At 69.0% G+C, this 26,385-nt stretch carries 20 protein-coding genes; 10 read left to right on the top strand and 10 right to left on the bottom strand.

The features are described from left to right. The first annotated feature begins 65 nt into the window (after positions 1-65). The 6 genes from purB to G8346_RS05310 all read left to right on the top strand — a co-directional run bounded on the left by purB (position 66) and on the right by G8346_RS05310 (position 8,521). Positions 66-1,433, top strand: a complete 1,368-nt coding sequence (gene purB, locus G8346_RS05335) for an adenylosuccinate lyase (RefSeq protein ID WP_166048949.1) — start codon at positions 66-68, stop codon at positions 1,431-1,433. Between the two features lie 6 nt (positions 1,434-1,439). Next, positions 1,440-2,402 carry a GNAT family N-acetyltransferase gene (locus G8346_RS05330; RefSeq protein ID WP_166048948.1) on the top strand — a complete coding sequence of 321 codons (963 nt, stop codon included), beginning with the start codon at positions 1,440-1,442 and terminating at the stop codon, positions 2,400-2,402. 53 nt (positions 2,403-2,455) lie between these two features. Beyond that, positions 2,456-3,589, top strand: coding sequence for a tRNA 2-thiouridine(34) synthase MnmA (gene mnmA / locus G8346_RS05325; protein WP_166048946.1), 1,134 nt, complete (start codon positions 2,456-2,458; stop codon positions 3,587-3,589). 82 nt (positions 3,590-3,671) lie between these two features. Beyond that, on the top strand, positions 3,672-6,425 hold the full coding sequence (gene acnA / locus G8346_RS05320) for an aconitate hydratase AcnA (protein WP_166048944.1): 2,754 nt from the start codon (positions 3,672-3,674) through the stop codon (positions 6,423-6,425). A 13-nt stretch (positions 6,426-6,438) separates the two neighbouring features. Continuing rightward, complete coding sequence (locus G8346_RS05315; RefSeq protein WP_370520542.1) at positions 6,439-7,191, top strand: NAD-dependent deacylase; 753 nt, start codon at positions 6,439-6,441, stop codon at positions 7,189-7,191. 37 nt (positions 7,192-7,228) lie between these two features. Further along, positions 7,229-8,521: an Nramp family divalent metal transporter gene (locus tag G8346_RS05310; protein ID WP_240901311.1), complete on the top strand. Its 1,293-nt coding sequence runs from the start codon at positions 7,229-7,231 to the stop codon at positions 8,519-8,521. Between the two features lie 33 nt (positions 8,522-8,554). Here the strand turns inward: G8346_RS05310 and G8346_RS05305 are convergent, their stop codons facing one another. From G8346_RS05305 to G8346_RS05295, 3 genes are read right to left on the bottom strand one after another with little or no spacing between them, the layout of a single operon-like run. After that, a complete protein-coding gene (locus tag G8346_RS05305; protein ID WP_166048942.1) occupies positions 8,555-10,198 on the bottom strand; it encodes a tetratricopeptide repeat protein in 1,644 nt (547 codons plus the stop codon). A 58-nt stretch (positions 10,199-10,256) separates the two neighbouring features. Further along, positions 10,257-11,003 (bottom strand): SprT family zinc-dependent metalloprotease, encoded by a 747-nt coding sequence (locus G8346_RS05300; protein ID WP_166048940.1) that lies wholly within the window; start codon positions 11,001-11,003, stop codon positions 10,257-10,259. Beyond that, positions 11,000-13,018, bottom strand: a complete 2,019-nt coding sequence (locus G8346_RS05295; RefSeq protein ID WP_166048938.1) for an NADPH-dependent 2,4-dienoyl-CoA reductase — start codon at positions 13,016-13,018, stop codon at positions 11,000-11,002. The genes G8346_RS05300 and G8346_RS05295 overlap by 4 nt, the downstream gene beginning before the upstream one ends. Positions 13,019-13,157: 139 nt before the next feature. Here G8346_RS05295 and G8346_RS05290 point away from each other — a divergent pair, with 139 nt between their 5' ends. Genes G8346_RS05290 through G8346_RS05280 form a run of 3 tightly spaced genes read left to right on the top strand, consistent with a single transcriptional unit; the run spans position 13,158 to position 16,972 of the window. Then, a complete protein-coding gene (locus tag G8346_RS05290) occupies positions 13,158-14,723 on the top strand; it encodes a wax ester/triacylglycerol synthase family O-acyltransferase (protein ID WP_166048936.1) in 1,566 nt (521 codons plus the stop codon). Then, positions 14,720-15,502: a TatD family hydrolase gene (locus G8346_RS05285; protein ID WP_166048934.1), complete on the top strand. Its 783-nt coding sequence runs from the start codon at positions 14,720-14,722 to the stop codon at positions 15,500-15,502. The genes G8346_RS05290 and G8346_RS05285 overlap by 4 nt, the downstream gene beginning before the upstream one ends. Positions 15,503-15,544: 42 nt before the next feature. After that, entirely contained in the window at positions 15,545-16,972 is a 1,428-nt protein-coding gene (locus tag G8346_RS05280) for a M20 family metallopeptidase (RefSeq protein ID WP_166048932.1), read from the top strand. Positions 16,973-16,987: 15 nt separating this feature from the next. Here G8346_RS05280 and G8346_RS05275 read toward each other — a convergent pair whose 3' ends face one another. Genes G8346_RS05275 through G8346_RS05265 form a run of 3 tightly spaced genes read right to left on the bottom strand, consistent with a single transcriptional unit; the run spans position 16,988 to position 19,391 of the window. Continuing rightward, positions 16,988-17,551 carry a nuclease-related domain-containing protein gene (locus G8346_RS05275; RefSeq protein WP_166048930.1) on the bottom strand — a complete coding sequence of 188 codons (564 nt, stop codon included), beginning with the start codon at positions 17,549-17,551 and terminating at the stop codon, positions 16,988-16,990. Beyond that, positions 17,548-18,453: an EamA family transporter RarD gene (rarD, locus tag G8346_RS05270; RefSeq protein ID WP_206202595.1), complete on the bottom strand. Its 906-nt coding sequence runs from the start codon at positions 18,451-18,453 to the stop codon at positions 17,548-17,550. The genes G8346_RS05275 and rarD overlap by 4 nt, the downstream gene beginning before the upstream one ends. Before the next feature lie 5 nt (positions 18,454-18,458). Next, positions 18,459-19,391 (bottom strand): homoserine kinase, encoded by a 933-nt coding sequence (locus G8346_RS05265; RefSeq protein ID WP_166048928.1) that lies wholly within the window; start codon positions 19,389-19,391, stop codon positions 18,459-18,461. Between the two features lie 239 nt (positions 19,392-19,630). On the opposite strand from G8346_RS05265, the gene ppk1 reads away from it, so the two are divergent. Then, positions 19,631-21,796, top strand: coding sequence for a polyphosphate kinase 1 (ppk1, locus tag G8346_RS05260; protein WP_166048926.1), 2,166 nt, complete (start codon positions 19,631-19,633; stop codon positions 21,794-21,796). Between the two features lie 3 nt (positions 21,797-21,799). Here the strand turns inward: ppk1 and G8346_RS05255 are convergent, their stop codons facing one another. The 4 genes from G8346_RS05255 to ngg are packed head-to-tail and all read right to left on the bottom strand — an operon-like array spanning position 21,800 to position 26,382. After that, entirely contained in the window at positions 21,800-22,630 is an 831-nt protein-coding gene (locus G8346_RS05255) for an SDR family oxidoreductase (protein WP_166048924.1), read from the bottom strand. After that, the gene (locus G8346_RS05250; protein ID WP_166048922.1) at positions 22,627-23,400 is read right to left on the bottom strand and encodes an SDR family oxidoreductase; all 774 of its coding nucleotides are present in this window, start codon (positions 23,398-23,400) and stop codon (positions 22,627-22,629) included. The genes G8346_RS05255 and G8346_RS05250 overlap by 4 nt, the downstream gene beginning before the upstream one ends. 56 nt (positions 23,401-23,456) lie before the next feature. Continuing rightward, complete coding sequence (locus G8346_RS05245) at positions 23,457-24,587, bottom strand: osmoprotectant NAGGN system M42 family peptidase (RefSeq protein WP_166048920.1); 1,131 nt, start codon at positions 24,585-24,587, stop codon at positions 23,457-23,459. Then, positions 24,568-26,382 carry an N-acetylglutaminylglutamine synthetase gene (gene ngg, locus G8346_RS05240; RefSeq protein WP_166048918.1) on the bottom strand — a complete coding sequence of 605 codons (1,815 nt, stop codon included), beginning with the start codon at positions 26,380-26,382 and terminating at the stop codon, positions 24,568-24,570. Before ngg ends, G8346_RS05245 begins: the two co-directional genes overlap by 20 nt. Between the last annotated feature and the right edge of the window lie 3 nt (positions 26,383-26,385).

Here is a 26,385-nt window from a genome sequence, read left to right as displayed (position 1 = left end):
CTGTTCAGGACGCGGCAAGCCTTGCGGTATGATGGCGCAATCCTAACACCTTCGGCTTGAATCCAATGCAGACGCATCCTCTCACGGCGGTCTCGCCTGTCGACGGGCGTTACACGGGCCGCGTGGCCCCGCTGCGGCCGGTCTTCAGCGAGTATGGACTGATCCGCTACCGGGTTGCGGTCGAGGCGCGCTGGCTGTTGGCGCTTTCCCGGGAGTCCGGCATCGTCGAACTGGCCCCGATCGAGGGCAAGGCGCTTGAGGTGCTGGAATCGCTCTCGAACGGCCTGGCGCTGGAGCAGGCGGTGACGGTGAAAACCATCGAGGGCACCACCAACCACGACGTCAAGGCGGTGGAATATTTCCTCAAGGAGCAGCTCGCGCCCGTCGACCCGGGCGGGCGTCTGCGTGAGTTCGTGCATTTCGCCTGCACCTCGGAAGACATCAACAACCTGGCCTACGCCCTGATGTTGCGCGACGCCCGCGACCAGGTGCTCGAACCCGAAATGCGCCACCTGGTTTTCCGCCTGGGCGAGATGGCAGAGCGCTATGCCGACCTGCCCATGCTCTCGCGCACCCACGGCCAGTCCGCGTCGCCCACCACCCTGGGCAAGGAGGTCGCCAACCTGGCATGGCGCCTCAAGCGCCTCAAGCAGGCTTTCCTCGCGGTCGAGGCGCTGGGCAAGATCAACGGCGCCGTGGGCAACTACAACGCGCACCTCGCCGCCTATCCGGACGTGGACTGGCCGAACGTGGCGCGTGATTTCGTCGAATCGCTGGGCCTCGGGTTCAACCCCTTCACCACCCAGATCGAGCCGCACGACTGGATTGCCGAGTACTGCCACGCGCTGGCGCGCTTCAACACCGCCCTGCTCGACCTGTGCCGCGACTTCTGGGGCTATATCTCGCTGGGTTATTTCCGCCAGAAAGCGGTCGCCGGCGAAGTGGGCTCATCGACCATGCCGCACAAGGTCAACCCCATCGACTTCGAGAACGCCGAGGGCAACCTGGGCATCGCCAACGCCCTGCTGGAGCACTTCGCGGCGAAGCTGCCGATTTCCCGCTGGCAGCGCGACCTGACCGACTCCACCGTGCTGCGCAACATCGGCGTGGCCCTGGCCCATACGCTGATCGCCTGCGCGTCGGTCATGAAGGGCCTGGAGCGCGTCGAGGCCGACCCGGAGCGGATGGCCGCGGACCTGGACCAGAACTGGGAGGTCCTCGGTGAAGCCATCCAGACCGCGATGCGGCGTCACGGCCTGCCCAACCCCTATGAGCAGCTCAAGGCGCTCACGCGCGGGCGCAGGATCACCCCCGAGCAACTCCGGGAATTCGTCGCCGGGCTCGAGTTGCCCGAGGACACGCGGCGCCGGCTGCTGGCCATGACCCCCGGCGCTTACACGGGCCTCGCAGCCCGCCTGGCCCGGGACCTGTAACGACCCATGTCGTCTGCCGCAGACCTCTCCGGCCTGACCATCCGGGTCGCTGACTGGGACGGCGACCAGGCCGGACTGCGCGCCGTGCGCACGCGCGTCTTCGTCGAGGAGCAGGCCGTCAGCGAGGAAGAAGAATGGGACGGCCTCGACCCGGAGTGCCGCCACGTCGTGGCTGAGGCGACGGAAGAAGGCATCGTCGGCACGGGCCGGCTGCATCCCTCGGGCAAGGTCGGACGCATGGCGGTGCTGCCGCACTGGCGCGGCCGCGGGGTCGGCGCCATGCTCCTGCTCCGGCTCATCGAAGAGGCGCGGGCGCAGGGCCTCGAGTCACTCTACCTCCACGCCCAGGTCCCGGTGCTGGGTTTCTACGGCCGCTACGGCTTCGTCGCCGAGGGCGAGGAATTCGAGGAAGCCGGTATTCCGCATCGCCTGATGCGGCTGTCCCTGCGGCCTGAGAAGTCAACGCGCCCGGAGACGAGCGCGACCGCAGCCGGCACGCGCCGGGTCATCAGCGGCAAGGAAGAGTTTGCGCAGGCCGTCGCCGAGGTGGCCGCCATGGCACAGCGCTCCCTCGCCATCTTCACGCCCGACCTCGAGCACGGCGTATACGACACCCGCCCCTTCCTCGACGCTATCAAGCGGCTGGTGCTGTCGCGCAGCCACGCCCGCATCCGCGTGCTCATCAGCGACCCCGGTCGCATCCAGCACAGCGTCAACCGCTTCCTCTACGTCGGAAGGCGCCTGTCCACCTTCATCGAGTTCCGCCACCTGCCCGAGACCTTCCAGGGCCGCGGCGACGCATTCATGATCGCGGACCGTTCCGCCCTGGTGTACCGCGCGCGTGCCGAACGCTGGCAGGGCATTGCCGACACCTGCGAGCCTCGCATGGCGCGGCGCTACCTGGCGGAGTTCGACGAGATGTGGCAGCGCAGCGAGAACGCCGCCGAGTTGCGGGAACTCGGCATCTGAGGCACGACGCCGCGACGCACGCGCCTGGCGACGGCCGGGTAGAATAAGCGGCCATGCAGCGGCGCAACATCATCATCGGGATGTCGGGCGGGGTCGATTCCTCGGTCGCCGCGCTGCGGCTGCTGGAAGCGGGCCACGCCGTCCAGGGGCTGTTCATGCAGAACTGGGCCGAAGACGAGGAAGGCTATTGCCAGGCGGCCGAGGACTTCCAGGACGCGCGCGCCGTGTGCGAAATCCTCGGCATTCCGCTGCACCGGGTTGATTTCTCGCGCGAGTACCGCGAGCGCGTGTTCGCTGCGTTTCTCGATGGCTACCGCCGCGGGGTGACGCCGAACCCCGACGTGCTGTGCAACCGGGAGATCAAGTTCGGCAGCTTCCTCGCCCACGCGCGCCGGCTGGGCGCCGAGGCCATCGCCACCGGCCACTACGCACGCAGCGACGGCAGCGGCCGCCTGCTGCGCGCCGCCGACACAGGCAAGGACCAGACCTATTTCCTGCATGCCGTGCCGCGCGAAGCGCTACGCCATGCGGTGTTTCCGCTCGGCGACCTGCTCAAGAGCGAGGTCCGCGCCATCGCCAAGGCCAACGGGCTGCCCAACCACGACCGCAAGGACAGCACCGGCATCTGCTTCATCGGCGAGCGCCCCTTCGCCGACTTCCTCGGCCGCTACCTGCCCGACCGGCACGGCGATATCGTCGGCCCCGACGGCACGCTGCTCGGCCGCCACCAGGGGCTGAGCCGTTACACGCTCGGACAGCGCCAGGGCCTGGGTATCGGCGGCATCCAGGGGCAGGCCGACGCTCCGTGGTACGTCGCCGGCAAAGACCCGGGGCGCAACACGCTGCTCGTGGTGCAGGGACACGACCACCCGGCGCTGCTGCACCGCCGGCTGCTGGCCGTCGATCCGCACTGGATCTGCAACGCCCCGGACGCATGGCCCCTGCGCTGCACCGCGCGCACGCGCCACCGCCAGCCCGACCGGCCCTGCGCTGTCATGCCCGGGCCCGACGGCACCCTTGAGGTCCTGTTCGACGCGCCGCAAAGGGCGCTCACGCCGGGACAGTTCGTCGTCTTCTACGACGGGCCGCTGTGCCTGGGCGGCGCCACCATCGAGCGCGTGGGCGGCGACCCGGGCGCGAGCCGGCCCGAGGCGACGGCCAGGCACGGCGCCCCGCTCTCCGCCTGAGCCATCCGCTATAATCAACGGCTGTCTCCGCCCGGCAGCAGCTGCTCGGGTCGGTACGCCCTCGATCGGTCTCGGAGGAATCATGAAGGACACGGTGGACGCGCGTTCAGCGCTCAAGGTCAATGGCAAGGAATACCAGCTCTGGTCGCTCGACAGCCTCGGCAAGGACCGGGTAGCGCGGCTGCCCTATTCGTTGCGGATCCTGCTCGAGAACCTGTTGCGGCACGAGGACGGGGTCAACGTCACCCGCAAGGACATCGACGCCCTGCTGGAATGGAACCCTAAGGCTGAGCCGGACACCGAGATCGCCTTCACCCCGGCGCGCGTCATCCTGCAGGACTTCACCGGTGTCCCGGCCGTCGTGGACCTCGCCGCCATGCGCGATGCAGTGGTGAAGCTGGGCGGTCGCGCCGAGGCCATCAACCCACTGTCTCCCGCCGAGCTGGTCATCGATCACTCGGTGCAGGTGGATTCCTTCGGCGCCGCGGACTCGCTGGCGAAGAACAACGAGATCGAGTTCGGCCGCAACCAGGAGCGCTACAGCTTCCTGCGCTGGGGCCAGAACGCCTTCGACAACTTCAAGGTCGTGCCGCCCAACACCGGCATCGTGCACCAGGTGAACCTGGAATACCTCGCGCGCGTGGTGTTCGACACCGAGAAGGACGGCACGCTCATCGCCTACCCGGACACCCTGGTGGGCACCGACTCGCACACCACCATGATCAACGGCCTCGGCGTGCTCGGCTGGGGCGTGGGCGGCATCGAGGCCGAGGCGGCCATGCTCGGCCAGCCGGTGACCATGCTGATCCCGCAGGTCATCGGTTTCCGCCTCACCGGCAGCCTGGCCGAAGGCGCCACGGCCACCGACCTGGTGCTCACGGTCACCGAGATGCTGCGCAAGAAGGGCGTGGTCGGGAAGTTCGTCGAGTTCTTCGGCGACGGCCTGTCCAACCTCCCGCTCGCGGACCGCGCCACGCTGGGCAACATGTCGCCCGAGTTCGGCAGCACCTGCGCCATCTTCCCCATCGACGCCGAGACGGTGCATTACCTCAAGCTGTCCGGCCGTGACCCGGAGCGCATCGCGCTGGTCGAGGCCTACGCCAGGGCCCAGGGCCTGTGGCGCGAGGACGGCCAGGCGGAAGCCGAGTACACCGACATCCTCGAGCTGGACATGGGCGACGTGAAGCCCAGCATCGCCGGCCCGAAGCGCCCGCAGGACCGCATCCTGCTGGCCGACGCCAAGGCGGCCTTCCTCAAGCAGCTGCAGCCCATCGAGGCGGCCCGCGCCGACAGCAAGGGCGTCGCCGAGTCGCGGTTCGTGAGCGAGGGCGGCGACGGCTCTGTCGGCAACCCGGCCACGGCGCCGGCACCCGGCCTGGCGCGCGTCGCGCGGGGCGACGAGGAATTCGTGGTGCGCGACGGCGCGGTGCTCATCGCCGCGATCACCAGCTGCACCAACACGTCGAACCCGGCGGTGATGCTGGCCGCGGGCCTGCTCGCCCGCAACGCCGCGGCGAAGGGCCTGAAGGTCAAGCCCTGGGTGAAGACCAGCCTCGCCCCCGGCTCGCGCGTGGTGACGGAGTACCTGAAGAAAGCCGAGCTGCTGGACGATCTCGAGACGCTGGGATTCAACGTGGTCGGCTACGGCTGCACCACCTGCATCGGCAACTCCGGACCACTGCCCGAGGACATCGCGGAGGCCGTCACCCAGCACGACATCGTCGGCACCTCGGTGCTCTCGGGCAACCGCAACTTCGAGGGCCGCATCCATCCGCTGGTGCGCATGAACTACCTGGCCTCGCCGCCGCTGGTGGTGGCCTACGCGCTTGCCGGCAACCTCGACGTGGACCTGCTGAACGAGCCGCTGGGCGAAGGCGCCGACGGCCCGGTGTACCTGAAAGACGTGTGGCCGAGCGCGCACGAAGTCCACGACGTGATCCTCTCGAGCCTGGACTCCAGCATGTTCCAGGGCAGCTACGGCCACGTGTTCGACGGCGATGCGAACTGGCGCGGCCTGTCGGTGCCGGAGGGCGAGATCTACGACTGGCCCGAGGCCTCGACCTACGTGCGCAACCCGCCCTACTTCGTCGGCATGGGCATGACCCCGGAGCCGGTGCAGCCGATCAAGGGCGCGCGTGCGCTGGCCGTGCTCGGCGACTCCGTGACCACCGACCATATTTCCCCGGCGGGCAGCATCGCCTCCAACAGCCCGGCGGCGAAGTACCTGGTCGGCAAGGGCGTGGACCCGAACGACTTCAATTCCTACGGTTCGCGCCGCGGCAACCACGAAGTCATGATGCGCGGCACCTTTGCCAACATCCGCCTGCGTAACGCGCTGGCCGGCGGCGTCGAGGGCGGCTGGACCCGGTACCTGCCCAGCGGCGAGATCATGGCGATCTATGATGCCGCCATGCGCTACCAGCAGGACGGCACGCCGCTGGTGATCCTCGCCGGCAAGGAATACGGGTCGGGCTCCTCGCGCGACTGGGCCGCCAAGGGCACCAAGCTGCTCGGCGTGCGCGCGGTGATCGCGGAGAGCTACGAGCGCATCCACCGTTCCAACCTGATCGGCATGGGCGTGCTGCCGCTGCAGTTCAACGAGGGCGACAGCGCCGCCTCGCTCGGCCTCGACGGGACCGAGACCTTCACCATCGACGGCCTGGGTGACGGCAGTGCCCGGGAGGTCACGGTCACGGCGACGCGCGAGGGCGGCAAGGACATCGTCTTCACTGCCCGCGTGCGCATCGACACGCCGAAGGAGCGCGAGTACTACCAGAACGGCGGCATCCTGCACTACGTGCTGCGCCAGCTAGCCTCAGCCGACCAGGCCGCCTGAGCACAGGGCGCCCGTGGCGTCCGCGACATTGCCGGCCGGCCTGCTGGATGCTCTCCGGCAGGCCGGCCGGGTCGTTTTCCTGACCGGCTCCGGAGTGTCGGCCGAGAGCGGCGTGCCGACATTTCGCGATGCGCTGACCGGCCTTTGGTCCCGCTTCCGGCCGGAGGAACTCGCCACGCCGGAGGCGTTCCGGCGCGACCCGCAGCTGGTGTGGGACTGGTACCGCGAACGCCGCCGCCAGGTGGCCGCGGTCATGCCGAATCCGGCGCATCACGCGATCGCCGCGCTCCAGGCCTGGCTCCCCGAGACGCTGCTGGTGACCCAGAACGTCGACGGCCTGCACCAGCGCGCGGGCAGCGCCGATACCGTCGAGTTCCATGGCAACCTGTTCTCCAACCGCTGCCGCGCCTGCGGCCACGAGGCGCCCCAGCTCGATCCGGAAATCGCCGCGCCCCCGCCCTGCCCGGACTGCGGCGAGCTGATGGGGCCGGGCGTGGTGTGGTTCGGTGAGGCCATCCCCGGTGAAGCCCTGCAACGGGCGTGGCGCGGCGCCGCCGAGGCCGACGTGCTGCTGGCCGTAGGCACCTCCGGCCTCGTCACGCCCGCGGCAGCCCTGCCCGAAGTGGCGCGCCAGGCCGGCGCTCGGGTCGCCGAGATCAACCTGCACCCTACGCCCCTGAGCGCACAGGCAGATTTCGTCGTGACCGGCCCGGCCGCTCTCAGCCTCCCCGCCATGGTCGCCGCCCTGATCAAGAAATCACCTTAGCTTTGAAGTTTATATTACTGTTTTATCACTAATACATATGGCGCCCCACAATCCCTCCCGAGCCGCTCCGGCCTTGCGCAAGGTGCTCGGCCCCGGCCTGCTGATGGCCGGCGCTGCGGTCGGCGTCTCCCACCTGGTGCAGTCGACACGTGCCGGCGCCGAGTACGGCCTGCTGCTCCTACCGGTCGTGCTTTTGGCCTGCCTGCTGAAGTACCCGTTCCTGGAATTCGGCCCCCGCTATGCGGCGGCCACCGGCGAGAATCTGCTGGTGGGATACCGGCGGCTGGGGCAGTGGGCGCTGTGGCTCTTCGGCCTCGTCACCGTGGGCACCATGTTCATCGTGCTGGCCGTGGTCACGTTGGTCACCGCCGGCCTGGCGGGACTGCTGCTGGGCATCGAAGCCCCACCGCTGCAGCTCTCCGCCGGCGTGCTCGCGCTCTGCATCTTGCTGCTCGCGGTGGGGAATTACCGCGGCCTCGACCTGGCCATGAAGCTGCTCATGGCGGTGCTGACCGTGTCGACGCTGCTCGCGCTGGCGCTGACCCTCGTCAGCACTCCGGACTGGAGCGGCCTCAGCGGCCTGGACCGCCTGCCCGCGCTCGGCACCGCGACCGGCATCGCCTTCCTCCTCGCGCTGGTCGGCTGGATGCCGATCCCGGTGGAGGTGGCCGCCTGGCATTCGCTCTGGACGCGCGAGCGCGCCGCCCAGACGGGGCATGCACCGACCCTGGCCGAGGCGCTTACCGACTTTCGCCTGGGTTACGCCGGCGCAGTGGTGCTGGCAGCCGCGTTCGTCCTGCTCGGCGCCCTGCTCATGCATGCCAGCGGGCTCAGGTTTGCCGATTCAGCCGTGGGCTTTTCCGGCCAGCTGGTCGAGTTGTACACGCAGAACCTCGGCGCATGGAGCCGGCCCCTGATCACCATTGCCGCGCTGAGCACGATGTTCAGCACCACCCTGGCCGTCGCCGACGCCTACCCGCGCGTGCTTGCGGCCATCCTGGACGCCGCGGCGGCGCGCGTCGATGACGCCGGCGACGCACGCCCGCCGCGGCGCGGCCCCTACCTGGCCGGCGTCGGGGTGGTCAGCGGCGGCGCGCTGCTGGTGCTGGTGTTTGCGGGCGAGGGATTCACCCGTCTTATCGACTTCGCCACCACCCTCTCCTTCGTGGCCGCGCCCTTGATCGCCTGGATCACGCTCCGCGCCGTCACCGCCCCGCATGTGCCGCAGGAGGCACGGCCGGGGCCGGCGCTGCGGACGCTGGCGTGGGTCGGGCTGGTTTCGGGGGCGCTGTTCTCGCTGGCCTGGATAGCCTGGCGGCTCATGAGTTGACGCGTCGCCAGCGATAGCCCGTGCGGCTCGCTGTCAGTGAATCCGTTCCATCAGCGCCTGGAAACGGCCATCTTCGCGCAGCGAGTCGAGGTCAGGGTCGGTCTCCAGCCAGGCCTTGTCGCCCCAGCCGTTATCCACGGCGCGTTCCAACAGCTCCATGGCGCGGTCCGTGTCGCCTTTCATGGCGTAGAAACACGCCACGTTGTAGAGCACCACGGGCTCCCCCTGGTCGCGCCCCAGGGCCCGGTCGGCCAGCTCCTGGGCCTTGGCGAACTCGCCGACGTTGGCGAACTGGTTGGCGCCGACATAAAGCGCGCGCGTGTCGTGGGGGTTCATGTCGAGGTGCCGCTGGATTTGTTCCAGCGAGGCCAGCCGGGCTTTCATCTCGTCATGCTTGCGCCCCAGGGACGCGTAGCTCTGGGCTATGAAGATCGGCGCCTGGTAGTCCGCAGGGTTCACTTCCATCGCTTTCTTGTACATCTCGATGGCTTTCTCGAACTCACCCTTGGACGACCAGGCAAGCCCGAAATAATAGTACGGCTCCCACAGGTTGGGGTTCAGCTCGATCGCCCGGCTGAACTCGCGTTCGGCCGCCTCGTAGTCGTCGCTGATGAACATGGCAAGGCCGTGCGAGGCCCGCGCTTCAGCAGAGTCCGGATCCAGCGCGACCGCCTTCTCGCTCGCCTCCACCGCCTTGCGCACGTTCTCCTGCGTAGCCTCGGCATAGCGGTACAGGTGGGAATACGCATCGCCGATCCCCGCATAGGCCAGCGCATACTTGTCGTCGAGCAGGATCGCCTGCTCGAACATCCGGATGGCGCACTCGTAGTCCCGGCGCGTCATGGTGTACATGTAGCTGCGGCCGCGCAGGTAGTAATCGTAGGCCTTGGCGTCCGAGGTCGACACCACCTGGATGGCGCGCCGTTCCTTCGGCGTCAACGTCATCTGCAGGGCGTCGACGATGCTCTTGGCGATGTCGTCCTCGATCTGGAACACGTCTTTCAATTCGCGGTCGTAGGTCTCCGACCAAAAGTGCGAGTCCGTGTCGGCGTCGATGAGCTGCGCCGTGATGCGCACGCGGTCGCCGGCCCGGCGCACGCTGCCCTCGAGCACCGTGCTGACGCCCAGCTTGGCCGCCACCTCCGGGATGCCCGCCGACTTGCCCTTGAAAATGAACGACGAGGTGCGCGAAGCGACGCGCAGCTGCGGCAGCTTGACCAGGAGATTCAGGATCTCCTCGGCGATGCCGTCGCTGAAGTATTCGTTCTCTGCGTCGCCGCTCATGTTGACGAAGGGCAGGACGGCGATGGACTTGCGGGTATCCGCCGGCTTCGCGACAGGAGCGGGCTCGGGCGGTGCCGCGGGCGGTGGCGGCGCCGGCTGGGGCGGCGGCGGCACGGGCTCCGCAGCGCCCCGCGGCGGCGTGCGCTCTATGCCGCCAGGACCGAGGTCGAAGGCCCACGCCAGTGACACCGCGAGGAGGAAACCGAGCCCGACCAGCGCCGTCACCAGGGTGACCGACCAGTCCGGAAGATTGAGGTTGGGCAGGACCGTGGATGCGACCTCGATGACGATCCAGCCGCCGATCGCATACAGCACGACCACCCGGATGACGCGACGCCGCTTCAGCTCCGCGAACAGCCCGCCGCCACCGGATCCTTCGCCGTCACTACTCATCGCTCACGCCCCCCAAGCGCAGCACACGAGGCATCATACAGAGTTTGCGGGGGCTGAGTTACATCGGATCGTGATTGACCCAGGCCGGGACGCTGCGCCAGGCGGCGCGCAGTTCGCGCTCTGCTGCCTCGAAGTCGGGCGCCAGGCGACCCACCAGCCGCCAGAAAGCCGGGCCGTGATTCAGGTGGCGCGTGTGCGCGAGTTCATGCACCAGCACGTGGCGCACCAGCGCCGGCTCGAGAAACAGCAGCGCGCAGTTGAGACTGATGTCGTGGCGCGCCGAGCAGCTGCCCCAGCGCGAACGCTGCCTTCGCACCGTCACGCCGCGGTAGGCCAGCCCGGTCTCGAACGCCACCTGCGCCAGCCATGGTTCGAGGACGGCGCGGCCGCGCTGCTGCAGCCAGCGGCGCAACTGCTGCACCCGCCACACCGGGTCCGCCGGGCCGGTCAGCCGGATAGAGCCGCCGTCCGCACCAGGGACCGCACGCAGTCTTCGCGTGCCCTCCCCGTAAGCCACCACCCACGCCTCGCCCACCGCTGCGAGGCCGATCTCGGCGGGCGGATCGACCATGCGCGCCTGCGGGGAGGCGCCGAACTCGCGCCTTGCCCGCTGGATCCAGGCCTGGTGGTCGCTGACGAAACGATAGATGCTGCGCTCGGCGGCGCGCTGGGGCGCCACCACCTCGACCAGGCCATGGGGGAAAACGCGCAGCGAAAGCCTGCGCGCGCGTGCGCTCCGCCGCACGACGACGGCCGCCTCGGCGCCGAACAGCGCCAGCTGGTCCGGCGTGTCCGCTGCACTCACAGCGCTGCGGCGAGCCGCGTGGCCTGGTCGATCGCGCGCTTGGCGTCCAGCTCGGCCGCTTCCAGCGCCCCGCCCACCAGGTCGGCACGCACGCCGCGCGACTCGAGCTCGGTGGCCAGCACGCTCAGCGACTCCTGGCCGGCGCAGACCACGATGCTGTCCACCTCGAGCAGCTGCTCCGCCTCCTTGATGCGCACGCGCAATCCCGCCGGCTCGACGCCGAGGTAAGTGACCCCGGGGATCATGTGCACGCCGCGGCGCTGCAGGCCGAGCCGGTGCGCCCACCCGGTGGTCTTGCCCAGGCCGCGACCCGGCTTGCCCTGCTTGCGCTGCAACAGCCAGATCTCGCGTCCCGTGCCGTCTGGACGGGGCTCGACGCCTTCGACGCCGGCGCGTGCGGCGGGATCGATGCCCCATTCCTGGTTGTACTCGGCCACCGGCTCCGCGCCCGCGTGCGGATGAGACAGGAACGTGGCGACGTCGAACCCGATACCGCCGGCACCGATGATGGCGACGCGGCGCCCGACCTCGCGCCGTCCCAGCAGGACGTCGATGTACGACAGCACCTGCGGGCCGTCGATGCCCGGGATCGCGGGCGTGCGCGGCACCACTCCGGTCGCCACGATGACACGGTCGAAACCGGCCGCGGCCAACCCCTCGGCAGTCGCGTGCTGGCCGAGCCGCAGCTCGACGCCGGTCACCTCGAGGCGCCTGCGGAAGTAGCGCAATGTCTCGGAGAATTCTTCCTTGCCGGGAATGCGTCGCGCCATCTGGAACTGGCCGCCGATTTCCCGCGCCGCCTCGAACAGCGTCACCGCATGCCCGCGCTCCGCTGCAGTCGTCGCCGCAGCCAACCCGGCCGGCCCGCCGCCGACCACGGCGACCTTCAACGGCCGTTCGGCGGGGCGGATCACCAGCTCGGTCTCGTGGCAGGCACGCGGGTTCACCAGGCAACTGGAACGCTTGCCGGCGAAGGTGTGGTCGAGGCAGGCCTGGTTGCAGGCGATGCAGGTGTTGATCTCGTCCGCCCGGCCCTCGGCCGCCTTGCGCACGAACTCGGCGTCCGCGAGGAAGGGGCGCGCCAGGCTCACCATGTCGGCCTCGCCGCGCGCCAGGATGCCCTCCGCCACCTCCGGCGTGTTGATGCGGTTGGTCGCCACCACAGGTACGTCCAGCGCCTCGCGCAGGCGCGACGTGACCCAGGCGAAGGCGGCGCGGGGCACCAGCGTGGCGATGGTCGGGATCCGCGCCTCGTGCCAGCCGATGCCGGTGTTGATGATCGTCGCCCCGGCCGCCTGCACCTTGTGTCCGAGGGCGAGCACCTCCTCCCAGTCGCTGCCGCCTTCCACCAGGTCGAGCGCAGAGAGGCGGTAAATGATGATGAAGTCGGGCCCGACGGCCTCGCGCACCCGGCGCACGATCTCGACTGGAAAGCGGATGCGGCGCTCGAAGTCGCCGCCCCAGGCATCTTCGCGGCGATTGGTGCGCGCGGCGATGAACTCGTTGATGAGGTAGCCCTCGGAACCCATGATCTCGACGCCGTCGTAGCCCGCCTCGCGCGCCAGCGCAGCACAGCGGGCGAAGGCCCGGATCTGCGCTTCCACGCCGCGGGCGCTCAGGCCGCGCGGCTTGAATGGGGTAATGGGCGACTTCAGCGGGGACGGCGCCACCGACAAGGGGTGATAGGCGTAACGGCCCGCATGCAGGATCTGCATGCACACCCGCCCGCCCGCCTCATGCACGGCCTGCGTGACTTGCCGGTGGCGCGGCACTTCCCGGCGCGCCGACAGCTTGCCGGCGAAGGGCGCCACCCAGCCCGCGACGTTGGGCGCGATACCGCCGGTCACGATCAGCCCGGCGCCGCCCGCGGCGCGCTCGGCGAGATATGCCGCCAGCTTCGGGTAGTTTGCAGCGCGGTCTTCCAGACCGGTATGCATCGAGCCCATGAGCACGCGGTTTGGCAGCGTGGTGAAACCGAGATCGAGCGGCGCGAGCAGATGCGGGTAATGGTTCATGACGGCCTGCCGGGGGAAATCCGCGCCGACTATAACCGGCACGCCAGCCGCAACCAAAGCCGCGGCCAAAGCCGGGGCATGTCGCGATGCCAAGGGCGCTGCCGCATGTTGTACCATTTGCGCCACGACGGAGCCCCCGATGAGCCGGATATCCATCACCGACTACGCCTTCCTGTTGACCGAGACGGCCGACAGTCCGCGCCACGTGGGCTCGCTGCAGATCTTTCGGCCGCCGGACGATTACCAGGGCGACTTCGTCGGCGACCTGATCGACGCGCTGCGCCGCCACAAGGTGGACAAGCCGTTCAACCAGCGGCTCAAGGTGTCGCTCACCGGCATGCCACAGTGGGTGCCGGACCGGAACTTCGAGCTCGACTTCCACGTGCGGCGCTCAGCACTCCCCGCGCCCGGCACCCGCCGCCAGCTGGCCGACCTGGCCTCCAGGCTGCATGCCTACATGCTGGACCGCGAACACCCGCTGTGGGAGCTGCACTTCGTGGAGGGCCTGGACGACGGCTGCTTCGCCATCTACACCAAGATCCATCACGCCTATTGCGACGGCGCGACCCTGGTGCGCCTGGCGAATGCCTCGCTCACCGAGGACCCGGACGATCCCACGGTCCGGGCCTTCTGGCAGATGGCCGGGGGCTCGCGGCGCGAGCACCCCCACCGTGACATCCGCGCCGCGATGGGAGAGATCGGCGGCAACCTGAAGAGCCTGTTCACCATGGGCAAGGAGTTGTCCGGCGTGGCCGGCAAGATGGCGCTGGACCGGCTCGGGCTCGCGAAGTCGGGGCTGGACGTGCCGTTCACGGCGCCACGCACCGCGTTGAACGGCCACATCACGCGCGCGCGCCGCATCGCCGGCGGCAGCATAGAGATCGAGCGACTCAAGGCGCTGGCCCGCTCCACCGGCACGACGCTCAACGACGTCATCGTCACGCTGTGCGACATCTCCCTGCGGCGCTACCTGGCGCGCTACGCGGAACTGCCGCGCACGCCGCTGGTGGCGCAGCTGCCGGTGAACCTGCGTCGCCCGGGAGAAAACTCGTCCACCAACATCCTCGGCATCATCCCCGTGCGCCTCGCCGGCGTGAGCCGCAACCCGCTCAAGCGCCTGCGCGAAATCCACCGCTCGACCGCGGAGATGAAAGATGCGTTGATGGCGCTGTCGCGCGAGACAGTGATGGCTTATACGCTGCTCATCCAGGGCGCGGCCATCGCGGTCGACATTCTGCATGTCTCGGCGATGGTGCCGCCGGCGGGCAACATCCTGATCTCCAACCTGCCCGGCTCGCCGGTGAAGCTGCACCTCAAGGGGGCGCGGCTCGAGGAAGTGTTCCCGATCTCGACCATTCCGCCGGACATGGTGATGAACATCACGGTGTACAGCTACGCCGGACGCATGTTCTTCGGCATGATCGCAGGCTACGAGGCGATGCCGCACCTGCCCGAGATGCGCGGTTACCTGTACGACGCCATGGAAGCGCTCGAAGAGGAAGTACGCGCGGTCCTGGAGGCGCCTGCGGAGCGCGATCCGCAAGCGGAATCCGGTCCCGGCGGCGTGCTGGCTGGCAGCGGCGCAACGCCGGCGGCTGCACCCGCCCGCAAAACGCCCGCCGCCAGGTCCCGCAAGGCGGCAGCCAAGAAACCCCCCGCCCGGCGCAAGCGCAGCGCCAGGAAGCCTGCCGCGCCCAAGACATGAATCTCGTCGACATCGGGGTCAACCTGGCGCACGACAGCTTCGACGCCGACCGCGCGGCGGTCATCGAGCGCGCGCACGCGCTCGGCGTGACGCGCATAATCATCACCGGCAGCACGCTCGAGTCCAGCGCGGCAGCAATCCGCCTGGCCGGGACCGCCGCCGGGCTCTATGCCACCGTCGGCGTGCACCCGCACCACGCGTCGGAGCTGGCCGAGACCGACCTGCCGCGGCTGCGTGAGCTGCTGGCGCAACCTTGTGCCGTCGCGGTGGGCGAATGCGGCCTCGATTTCTGCCGCGACTTTTCGCCGCGCGACAGGCAAGAGGCGGCCTTCCGCCTGCAGCTCGGGCTGGCCATGGAGACCGGCTTGCCGGTGTTCCTGCATCAGCGCGACGCGCACCAGCGCTTCGTCGCCATCCTCGACGAGTGTGGCGCGCGCATGCCCGCCGGCGTGGCGCATTGCTTCACCGGGGGGCCGGAGGAGATGCGCGCTTACCTCGACCGCGGCCTGTACATCGGCATCACCGGCTGGATCTGCGACGAGCGCCGCGGTGACGCCCTGCGCGCCGCGGCGCGTTTCCTGCCGCTGGACCGCGTCATGATCGAGACCGATGCGCCCTACCTCCTGCCCCGCGACCTCGACCCGAAGCCGCGCACACGGCGCAACGAGCCGATGCACCTGCCGCACGTGCTGCATGCCCTCGCCGGACTGATGGGCATCGATGCCGAGCGGCTCGCCGCGGCCACCACGGCCAATGCCGAGACGCTGTTCGCTCTCTAGTACAATCACCGGCTGACATGCCTGACGAGATGGAGCCAGACAATGGATAACGCCAAGGTCCTCGAGTTCACCCACCGGATCTGGGATGAAAGCATCGTCCCCACCCTGTGTGACTACGTCAGGATTCCCAACAAGTCCCCCAATTTCGACCCGGACTGGGACAGCCACGGGTACATGGACCAGGCCGCGGAGCTCATGGCCGACTGGTGCCGCAAGCAGCCCGTCAAGGGCATGCAGGTCGAGATCGTGCGCCTGGAAGGCCGTACCCCACTGCTGTTCATCGAGATCGACGGGGACAACGACGACACGGTGCTGCTCTACGGCCATCTCGACAAGCAGCCGGAATTTGACGGCTGGAGCGACGGCCTGACCCCGTGGGAGCCGGTGATTCGCGACGGCAAGCTCTACGGCCGCGGCGGCGCCGACGACGGCTACGCGGTGTTCGGCTCCCTGGCCGCCATCCGCGCCCTGCAGGAGCAGGGCCTGCCGCATGCCCGCTGCGTCGTCCTGATCGAGGGCTGCGAGGAGAGCGGCAGCTTCGACCTGCCCTACTACATCGACCACCTGGAAGCGCGCATCGGCACGCCCAGCCTCGTGGTCTGCCTCGACGCCGAGTGCGGCAACTACGAGCAGCTCTGGACCACCACCTCGCTGCGCGGCAACCTGGTCGGCACCCTGAAGGCCGCCGTCCTCAAGGAGGGCGTGCACTCCGGCGGCGCCAGCGGCATCGTGCCCTCGAGCTTCCGCGTGCTGCGCCTGCTGCTCGACCGGCTGGAAGACCCGGAAACCGGCGCGAGCCGCGTGCCGGAACTCGAGGGCAACGTGCCGGCGGCGCGCCTCGAGCAGGCCAGGGCCGCAGCCGCAGTGCTGGGCGACAACGTGCACCAGCGCTTCCCCTGGGCCGGCGGCACGCGCCCGGTGGCGCAGGAACCGGTCGAACTGATCCTCAACAACACCTGGCGGCCGACCCTCTCGGTGACCGGTGCCGCCGGGATGCCCACGCCGGGCGCGGCCGGCAACACGTTGCGGCCCTGGACCTCCCTCAAGCTCTCCTTCCGACTGCCCCCCACCGCCGATCCCGCCCGGGCGGCCGCCGCGGTAAAGAAGGTGCTGGAAACGGACCCGCCCCTGGGCGCCGAGGTCGAGTTCGACGTCGAGTCGTCGATGGGCGGCTGGAACGCGCCGCCGGTCGCGCCCTGGCTCGAGGCTTCCATGCAGGCCGCGTCCGAGGCCTTCTTCGGCAAGCCGGCGTTGTACATGGGTACGGGCGGCAGCATCCCGTTCATGGGCATGCTGGGCGAGAAATTCCCGGGCGTGCAGTTCCTCGTCACCGGCGTGCTCGGCCCCAACTCCAACGCGCATGGGCCGAACGAGTTCCTGCACATCGAGACCGGCAAGCGCATCACGGCCTGCGTAGCGCGCGTGCTTGCGGACCATTACCGCCGCGCGGACGTCGCCCAGGCGGCCTGAGCGGCGCGGCCGGACTCAGGCGGACGAGGCCAGGGGGCGGGCCTGGGCGGACAATTCCGCCCAGGCGGACTGCAGCGCCTCGGGCACGGGCTTGCGGCCGTGCGGCGGGAACTCGGCGAGAAGTTGCTCAGCCGTGACCACGCCGGGCGGCGTCGCGCCGGAGATGGACACTGTGCCGAGCAGCAGGACACGGCCGCTGACCGGAACGCGCGGCGCCAGCGCATGCACCGCATGGCGCTTCGCCAGCAGCCCTGGCAAGGGGTTACGGATCTGGCTGCGGCGCCGGCCGTCGAGCAGGGCCCAGTATTCGAGCTGGTCGCCCCAGAACAGTGTGCCCGTCGCCCGCCGCACCTCCAGCACGAGTATGCCCTTGGCCGTGAGCAGCACCAGGTCGAGGTGAATCTCGCCATCGACGTCATCCGGGACCACCACGTCCGTCAGCCGCTTCCAGGCGATCTTGCGCAGCATCAGGTCCAGCCGGTCGCGCCGCCGGTACCAGCTCCACAGCCCCGCCACGGCCATGAGCCCGAGCAACGCGCCCCCCGCCGGCAGGTACCAGGATGAGACGGGCAGCGTCACGCACCGGCCTCGCGCGCCGCACGTTTCAGGCGTGCGCGGGTGCGCAGGCTGTCGAGGCTGAAGACCGCGAGCGCACTCCAGATGAGGATGAACGTGATGGCCCAGGCCAAGGTAAACACCTCCCCGTACACCAGCGTGGCCAGCAGGAAAGTCAGGGTGGGTCCAAGGTACTGAAAGAAACCGATGGTGACCAGCGGCAGCCGCCGCGCGGCCTCGGCGAACCACAGCAGGGGCAGGAGCGTCACCGGCCCGGCCAGCACCAGGAGCAGGCTGGTGGAGAGGTCCGTGCCGAAAGCCCCTTGACCGTCGCGATGAAACCAGGCCAGCGCGACCAGGGCCAGCGGCGCCACCAGCAAGGTCTCGACGAACAAGGCGGCGATGCCCGGCAGTCCCAGCCGCTTGCGGATGAGCCCGTAGAAGCCAAAGCTGAAAGCCAGGGTGAGGGACACCCAGGGCAGGCTGCCGACGTCGATGGCCAGGCTGGTCGTGCCGACGACTGCGAGCGCCACGGCCACGGCCCGCGCCCGGTTCAATTTCTCCCCCAGGAACAGCATGCCCAGCAGGACATTCACCAGCGGATTGATGTAATAGCCGAGGCTGGTCGACATGACCTGGTCGTTGGCGATGGCCCAGATGTAGACCAGCCAGTTGGTGCTGACGAGCGCGGCCGTCAGCGCCAGGGCCCGCAGGATACGCCATTCCCCGAGGCTTGCCCGCACCGCAGGCCAGCTGCGCGAGAGCGCCACGAACAGCGCGCCGAACACCACGCTCCAGACCACGCGGTGAGCCAGGATCTCGGCAGGCGGGACGTGCGGCAACAGCTTGTAGTAGATCGGGGTCAGGCCCCAGAACATGAAAGCGGCGGTCGCGTAGATCGACCCGGTGCGCGCTGTGTCCGGCACAGCGCTCAGCCGCCCGATACCACGCGCGCGCCCGGGGCGTCCGGCGTAGAAATCCAGGTCTCGCAGGGAATGCCGGTCGCGGCGAAGCTGTGGCTCAGCGCCGTCGCAACCTCAGCCGCCTTGTCTTGCGGCGTCCAGGCGAACACGGACGGTCCGCTGCCGGACAAGGAGCCACCGATGGCGCCGGCCGCGCGCGCCGCTTCCAGCGCGGCGGCAGCGCCCGGAACCAGGCGCGCACGCTGGGGCCAGATCACCTCGTCCTGCAGGCACCGCGCCACCTGCGCCAGGTCGTCGCGCAGGCAGCCGGCGACGAAGCCCGCCAGCCAGGCCGACTGGCGCACCCACAGCTCGCGCGGCACCGTGGCCGCCAGGATGCTGCGCGCGTCGCGGGTCCTGACCTCCAGGTCCGGGTGGCACAGCACGCATGCGATGCCGCTGGGAACAGGCAGGCGGGTGCAGCACAACGGCGGCCCCGGCTCGGTGAGCACCAGTCCGCCGTAGAGAGAGGCCGCGGCGTTATCCGGGTGCGCCGCGCCGCTGGCGGCGCCTTCACCTTCCAGCGCGTACTCGAGCAGGTGATTCATCGGCAGGCCCAGGCCCCACAGCGCATCCGCCGCCACCACGGCCGCCACGGCCGACGCCGCCGAGCCGCCCATGCCCGATCCCAGCGGAATCCCCTTGTGCAGCTCGATCTCGAGCCCGCCCTCGACGCCGTGCTCCTGCGCCATGCGCAGTAACGGCCGCGTCGCCGAGTTCTGCTCGACATCGCGCGGCAATTCGGTGATGACGCCGCTGATCTGGGTGAGGACCATCCCCGGCCCGGGCGAGCGGCGCAAAGTCACCGTGTCACCGACGCCCTCTATGGCGTGGCCGAGCACATCGAATCCGACGCCGACGTTGCCGACGGAAGCAGGGGCAAATACTGTGACCGTGCGCATCGGGGCTCCCGAACCCTGGCCCGTTGGGTGCAATTTAGCAGTTCCGGCCATGGCTGAGAAAAAAAGAACCCGCCACGAGGGCGGGGTCAAGTCGCGGCGGCATCTTGCTTGTTGATCTGCGCCGCCGGCGAATACGAATAAAGTTACTCCTCGGGACAAGGCATTGCAATCCGTGTGTCCGGCCACGCTTTTGTAACCCGGCTTGTATAAGATGGCAACGATATGCAGGGAGCCCGTCCATGACACAGATTGCAGCAGCCCCCGACACCACCGCCGGCGCCGGCGCCGGCGTGGACCTCTCGGATCCGGCCTGGTACCTCAACCGCGAACTCACCTGGCTGGCATTCAATCGGCGCGTCCTCAACGAGGCCGAAGACGAGCGCACGCCCCTGCTCGAACGCGTCAAGTTCCTCGCCATCGTCAGCTCCAATCTGGACGAGTTCTTCATGAAGCGCATCGGCGGCCTGAAGCAGCAGGTGGGCGCCGGCGTGCACGAACTGTCCGTGGACGGCCGCACTCCGGAACAGCAGCTGCGCGAGTGCCAGGCGGAGGTGGTGGCGATCAAGGAGCGCAAGGACGAACTCTTCCCGCGCCTCGTGAGCGAGTTGCGCGAGGCCGGCATCATGCTGAGCCGCTACTGGGAACTCGATGCCGAGCAACAGGCCGGGCTGCGCGCCTGGTACCTGGAAAACATCTATCCCCTGCTCACGCCCATCGGCATGGACCCGGCGCATCCCTTCCCGTTCATCTCCAACCTGTCGCTGAACCTGCTGGTGAGCATCAACCGCGCCGCCGGCCAGCCCGGCCCGCGCATGGTGCGGATCAAGGTGCCTGTCGGCGAAGGTATACCTCGCTTCGTGCGGGTCGGTGAGCAGAGCCACTTCGTGCCGCTGGAAGACGTGATTGCACACAACCTGGACCAGCTCCTGCCCGAACTCGACATCGAGCGCTGGGACTTGTTCCGCGTCACGCGCAACGCCATCGTCGAACGCTACGAGGAGCAGGCCAATGACCTGCTGCAGGTCATCGAGGCCGAGTTGCGCGACCGCAAGTTCGCGCCCACCGTGCGGCTGGAAGTGAGCACCGACATGCCGCCTGTCCATCGCGGCATGCTGGCCGCCGAGCTGGGACTGGACGAGGGCATGGACGTCTTCGAGGTCGACGGCCTGATGCAGCGTCGCGACCTGATGGAGCTGATCGGGCTGGACCGGCCCGAGCTGAAGGACCCGCCGCACCACCCGATCGAACACCCCAAGCTGGTGGACGCGCCGAACATCTTCCACCTCATCCGCAACAGCGGACCGATCCTGCTGCAGCACCCTTACGAGTCTTTCACCACCTCGGTGGAGCGCTTCCTGCGCGAAGCCAGCCAGGACCCGAAAGTGCTGGCCATCAAGATGACGCTCTACCGCACCGCCCGCAAGTCAAAGATCATCGAGTACCTCATCGACGCGGCCGAGAACGGCAAGCAGGTGGCGGTAGCGGTGGAGCTGAAGGCCCGCTTCGACGAGGAAGCCAATGTGCGCTGGGCCAACTCGCTCGAAGAAGCCGGCATCCACGTCTCCTACGGGGTGCTCGGGCTCAAGACCCATGCCAAGGTCATCTTCGTGCTGCGTCGTGACTATGACGGCCTGCGGCGCTATGCACACCTCGGTACCGGCAATTACCATTCCGGCACGGCCCGTCTCTACAGCGATCTCGGCCTGCTCACCTGCGACCCGGTGCTCGGCAGCGACCTGACCGAGTTGTTCAATTTCCTCACCACCGGCTACGTCGCCAAGCGTCGCTACGACAAGCTGCTGCCCGCGCCGACCCACCTGAAACGCGCGTTGCTGGCGCGGATCGAGCGCGAGATCGAGCTGCAGGCGGCCGGCGAGCTGGGGCACATCCAGTTCAAGACCAACGCACTCGAGGATGCGGATATCGTGCGCGCGCTCTACCGCGCCTCCCAGGCCGGCGTCGCGGTAGACCTCATCATTCGCGACACCTGCCGCGTACGGCCGGGCGTGCCGGACCTGTCCGAGAACATCCGCGTCATCAGCATCGTCGGCAGATTCCTCGAGCACACTCGCATCTATTTCTTCCGAAACGGCGGCGCCGAAGAATATTTCATCGGTTCGGCCGACTGCATGAAGCGCAACCTGGAATCCCGCGTCGAAACGGTCGTGCCGGTGGAGGACCCGGACTGCCAGCGCGCACTGCGCGAAATACTGGAGGTCCAGCTCAACGACCGGCGCAGCGCCTGGGACATGCAGCCTGACGGCAGCTACGTGCAGCGCATCCCGGCCGGCGAAGAAGAACAACGTGGCGCCCAGGAACAGTTGATCGCGCTGGCGCAGAAGCGCGCGCGTGCCGTCGGCCGCAAGAAGCTGCACGGACGCAACAAGCGCCGCGTCCGCGCCTGAGCGTCAGCGGCGCGCGACGCGGCGGTAACGGCGCGCCGCCGCCGCGCTGATCACGTCCATTAGCGCGGGACTGAGGCGGTCGAGCCACCACAGGGCGCGGATTTCCCAGGGGAACACCACGCGCGCGCGATTGCGTTGCACACCGCGCAGTATGGTCCGCACGGCCTTGTCAGGGTCCAGGAAGCGGAACGGCACCGCCGCCTCGGCGCTGGCGCGATCGACTCCGTCCATCAGCGCGTTGTCCAGGATTCGCGTGCGGATGAAACCGGGGCACAACGCGGTCACGCCGATCCCGAGGTCCCTGCCCTCGGCCCGAAGCGAGCGGGACAGGCCGACGACGCCGTGCTTGGTCGCGCTGTAGGCCGCGTAAAGCGGCCCGGGCAGCAGGCCGAACGCAGAGGCCGTGTTCACGATCTGCCCGCCGCCCGCCGCCGCCATGCGCGGCCAGGCGGCATGGCAGCCGTGGATCACGCCCATCAGGTTGATCTCCACCACCTGCCTCCAGGTGGCCACATCGACGTCCCGCGCATCGCCTGCGGCGCCGATGCCGGCGTTGTTGAACAGCAGGTGCACCCTGCCGTGACGGGCCCAGGCAGCGTCGAAACAGGCCGAGAACGCTTCGCCGTCGCGCACGTCCAGCACGGTGGACTCGACCGTGAACCCGGATGCGCGCAAGCTTGCCGCGGCCTGCTCACAGGCCGCTGCGTCCACGTCGGTCATGACGACGGTCGCCCCGCTACGCGCCAGCACGGTGGCGATGCCCAGCCCCAGCCCGGAACCGGCCCCGGTGACGAGGGCGGTGCGACCGCGAAATCCCTCCATGGCGCTGCTCATCCCGTCCTCCCCGGGTAACCCGACACCCACCGCATCATGGTGCGCTTCACGCCCGCGGGCAGAGGCTCGCTCAGCGCCCGCAGGGCGCGGTAACGCCATCCCACATGCCAGGTCAGCCGTCGTCCGTGCGCCGCCTTCCAGATGACCTCGGCAACGTCTTCCGGGCGCAACTGCACCCCCAGCCGGTCCATGGCGTTGCTGCGCCAGCCCTCGATCATCGGCGTGCTGACGAAGGCAGGCATGATGCAGGCTACACGGATGCCGTGACGGCGCCACTCGATGTCGAGCGCCTCGCTGAGACCGCGCACGAACATCTTGCTGGCCGAGTACGTGGCGTAGTCCGGCGAGCCGTAGCATGCGGACGCCGAGGAGAGGTTCACCACCGCGCCGCGCGCCCGGGCCAGGGCCGGGAAAGCGGCAAGCAGCACCTCGACGACGCCGCGGGCGTTCACCTCGATGAGCTCCCTGTGGGCGGCCGGCGGCATTTCCTCGAACGGGCCGATATGCAGCAAGCCCGCGTTGTTGACCAGCAGCTCCAGTGCGCCGCCAGGGCCGCAGAACTGGTCCAGTGTGCGCTGCAGTGAGGCCGGATTCGTGACGTCGCAAGGGCAGGCCATGGCGCGCTCCTCGCCGAGCTCGGCGGCGAGCGCCGCGACGCCCTCGGCATCCCGGTCCGCCAGCCCGACGCGCCAGCCACGCTGCGCGAACAACTGTGCCGTGGCGCGCCCGATTCCGGAAGCCGCACCGGTGATGAAAGCGTTCGATGGCATTGCCGTACCTCCCCGCGGCAGCTTAAGGCGGCGCGCGGGCGAGGTGAAGCACCCGGTCAGTCGTCGCGCCCCCCGTCACCCACCGGCAGGTGCGTGAATCCCTCGGGAGAACCCAGGCCCAGCCGGTCGCGGCGCGCCGTCGGCGGACTCTGCACGTAGAGGCCGAGCAGGTCTGCCAGTGCCTGCAGCGCACGCAGATGGCAGCGCTCGTAACCGTGCGTGGCGTCCGTGCCGAAGCACACCAGGGCGGTGCGGATGTCGTTGCCCGCTTCGATGGCCGAGGCACTGTCGCAACGATAGTGCCGGAACACGTCGCGCTGGTGGCGGATGCCGTAGTCGCTGCACAGCTCGAGCAGCTTGTGCGTGAGGTGATAGTCGAACGGCCCGGCGGAGTCCTTCATGCAGATGGTGACTCCGAACTCGTCGCCGGCCTGGATGGGCGCCACGGGCCCCGTATCCACCGTGACCATCTCCGCGACGTCGCCATGCAGGACGGCCGAGGCGCCGGAGCCGACTTCCTCGCTGATGGTGAACAGCAGGTGACAGTCCACGGGCAGGCGCGTCTTGCTCTCCACCAGGGCCTTGGCCACGGCAAGGACGGTGGCGACACCGCCCTTGTCGTCCAGGTGCCTGGAGTTGATGAAGCCCGAAGGCGTGATCTCCGGCAGCGCGTCCACCGCCACGAAGTCGCCCCGGTTGAGCCCGAGACGGACCAGGTCCGCGCGTGTGCAGCACTCCTCGTCGAGACGCAGCTCGACGCAGTCCCAGCTGACCGGGAGGGTATCGATCTCCAGGTTGTAGGCATGGCCCGACGCCTTGATGGGGAGGATCGTGCCCCGGTAGCTGCCGTCATCGGTGTACACGGTCACGCGCGCGCCCTCGGCGAACCGGCTCGACCACGTGCCGATGGGCAGGAGCTCCAGCCGTCCGTTGTCCTTCAGGTCCGCCACGATCGCCCCCAGGGTGTCGAGGTGGGTGACGATGGCGCGATCCGGGCTCTGCTGTGCACCTTTCAGGTCGGCCCGAATGGCGCCGCGACGCGTGATCTCCGCGGGAATGCCGAGATCCTCGAGGCGCGCCAGGGTGTAGCGGACTGCCTCGTCGGTGAAGCCGGCCGGACTGGGGATGCGCAGCAGTTCCACCAGCACCTGCTGCAGGTAATCGAGGTCAATTTGCAGGGGTCGCATCGCTCACCTGTACAGTCTGCGGGAAGAGGAAGTCGACGAAGCGCTCAGCCGTGGGCTGCGGCTCATGGTTGGCCAGTCCCGGCCGCTCGTTGGCCTCGATGAAGACATAGTCGTCCCCGGCCGGGTCCGTCACCAGCAGGTCCAGGCCGACGACCGGAATCTTCAGCGTGCGCGCCGCCGTCTCGCACACCTTGCGCAGCTGCGGCGACAGGCGCTCCGTCACGTCGTGCAAGGTCCCGCCGGTGTGCAGATTGGCCGTGGCGCGCACGCGCAGTGTCTCGCCCGGCGGCAGCACCTCGTCGAGAGCGTGACCCTTGCGGCTCACGCAGCGTTCGGTCTCCTCGTCCAGCGGGATCCGGCTCTCGCCACCCGTCGCCGCGGCACGGCGGCGGCTCTGCTTTTCGATCAGCGTGCGGATGTCGTGCCGTCCGTCGCCGGTGATCTCGGCGGGCTTGCGCAAGGCGGCGGCGACCACGCGGTAGTCGATGACGATGACGCGCAGGTCATCGCCGCGCGCACAGGACTCGAGGATGACGCGATCAGAGACGCGCCCGGCCGCCGCGATCGCCGCGGACATTTCATCTGCATCCGTGATGTCCACCGCAACGCCCCGGCCCTGCTCCCCGCGCGCGGGCTTGACCACCACGGCGCCATGCTCAGCCAGGAAAGCCCGATCGGAGTCCGCGTCGCCCGCCACCTGCTGGGCCGGCACGCTCAGGCCCGCCTCGGCGAGCAATTTGCGCGTGATGCGCTTGTCGTCGCAGCGGCTCATGGCGACGGCGTTGGTCAGCTCGGAGAGCGATTCACGGCACAGGATGCTGCGTCCGCCCAGGGTGAGCGCGAAATATCCTTCCTCGGCGTCGACCAGCTCCACGCCGATGCCGCGCCGGCGTGCCTCGTCGACGATGATGCGCGCATATGGGTTCAGCGCGTCGTAGTTCTCCGGGCCGACGAACAGGGGCTCGTTGATGGCGTTCTTCCGTTTCAGGGCGAACACCGGTACGCGCTCGAAGCCCATCTTCTCGTACAGGCGGATGACGGCCTCGTTGTCGTGCATCACCGACAAGTCCATGAATGCACGTCCGCGGGCCGCGTAGTGGTCGGCCACCCATGCCACCAGGGCGCGGCCGATGCCAGGCTGCGCCGCCTGCGGATCCACTGCGAGGCACCACATGCTGGAGCCCTTTTCCGGGTCGCCGAAGGCATGGACGTGGTCGACCCCCGTCACGGTACCGATGATCCTGCCGCTGTCCTCGTCCTCGGCGATGAAGAACGACAACGCGCGCGACTTGAGCCGCTCGAGCACGAACTCGGGGCTGGGCGGCACCATCCGGCGGCTGCTGAGCAGGCGGTACATGGCATCGGCGTCCTCGCGGCTGCGCAGTCGGCGCACGCGGAAACCGCGCGGCTGCACCCGTGCCGGGCGGTAATTGAAAAACCACAAGCGGTAGGTGTGCGAAGGGTCGAGGAACAGGTCCTGCGGCGCCATGGCGAGAACGACGTGCGGGTCGCGCAGGTAGATCGCGATGTCGCGTTGCCCTTCCTTCTCCTGCAGCAGGGTGCGCGCCAGCTCGGCGTTGTCGCTGAAAGTGTGGGCGAAGACCAGCCGGCCCCAGCCGCAGTCCAGCGTCGCGTTGGGTTTCAGCGGGGTGCCCTTGTGCTGCGGATCCTCCTCGACGAAGCCGCGCAGCGTGGCAGAGCCCTGGCGTTCGAGCCGGTGACGCGAGCGGTCGGAGGCCGGGTGTCCGCCCTTCGACGCACCACGCTCGCCGCCTGAGACTTTCTTTCCGCTCATGAC

It is taken from the genome of Thioalkalivibrio sp. XN279, from assembly GCF_011089885.1.
Taxonomy (GTDB): domain Bacteria; phylum Pseudomonadota; class Gammaproteobacteria; order Steroidobacterales; family XN24; genus XN24.
Note: the sequence above shows the minus strand (reverse complement) of the source record. Positions and strands in the feature narration are given on the sequence as shown.

What these genes read in the sequence shown, in the direction of transcription:
- G8346_RS05255 (WP_166048924.1), bottom strand. Translation starts at nt 22,630, where the DNA reads ATGAGCAGCGCCATGGAGGGATTTCGCGGTCGCACCGCCCTCGTCACC.
- G8346_RS05295 (WP_166048938.1), bottom strand. Translation starts at nt 13,018, where the DNA reads ATGAACCATTACCCGCATCTGCTCGCGCCGCTCGATCTCGGTTTCACC.
- G8346_RS05330 (WP_166048948.1), top strand. Translation starts at nt 1,440, where the DNA reads ATGTCGTCTGCCGCAGACCTCTCCGGCCTGACCATCCGGGTCGCTGAC.
- G8346_RS05285 (WP_166048934.1), top strand. Translation starts at nt 14,720, where the DNA reads ATGAATCTCGTCGACATCGGGGTCAACCTGGCGCACGACAGCTTCGAC.
- G8346_RS05280 (WP_166048932.1), top strand. Translation starts at nt 15,545, where the DNA reads ATGGATAACGCCAAGGTCCTCGAGTTCACCCACCGGATCTGGGATGAA.
- G8346_RS05290 (WP_166048936.1), top strand. Translation starts at nt 13,158, where the DNA reads ATGAGCCGGATATCCATCACCGACTACGCCTTCCTGTTGACCGAGACG.
- purB (WP_166048949.1), top strand. Translation starts at nt 66, where the DNA reads ATGCAGACGCATCCTCTCACGGCGGTCTCGCCTGTCGACGGGCGTTAC.
- G8346_RS05245 (WP_166048920.1), bottom strand. Translation starts at nt 24,587, where the DNA reads ATGCGACCCCTGCAAATTGACCTCGATTACCTGCAGCAGGTGCTGGTG.
- G8346_RS05305 (WP_166048942.1), bottom strand. Translation starts at nt 10,198, where the DNA reads ATGAGTAGTGACGGCGAAGGATCCGGTGGCGGCGGGCTGTTCGCGGAG.
- G8346_RS05310 (WP_240901311.1), top strand. Translation starts at nt 7,229, where the DNA reads ATGGCGCCCCACAATCCCTCCCGAGCCGCTCCGGCCTTGCGCAAGGTG.
- G8346_RS05265 (WP_166048928.1), bottom strand. Translation starts at nt 19,391, where the DNA reads ATGCGCACGGTCACAGTATTTGCCCCTGCTTCCGTCGGCAACGTCGGC.
- mnmA (WP_166048946.1), top strand. Translation starts at nt 2,456, where the DNA reads ATGCAGCGGCGCAACATCATCATCGGGATGTCGGGCGGGGTCGATTCC.
- acnA (WP_166048944.1), top strand. Translation starts at nt 3,672, where the DNA reads ATGAAGGACACGGTGGACGCGCGTTCAGCGCTCAAGGTCAATGGCAAG.
- G8346_RS05250 (WP_166048922.1), bottom strand. Translation starts at nt 23,400, where the DNA reads ATGCCATCGAACGCTTTCATCACCGGTGCGGCTTCCGGAATCGGGCGC.
- ppk1 (WP_166048926.1), top strand. Translation starts at nt 19,631, where the DNA reads ATGACACAGATTGCAGCAGCCCCCGACACCACCGCCGGCGCCGGCGCC.
- ngg (WP_166048918.1), bottom strand. Translation starts at nt 26,382, where the DNA reads ATGAGCGGAAAGAAAGTCTCAGGCGGCGAGCGTGGTGCGTCGAAGGGC.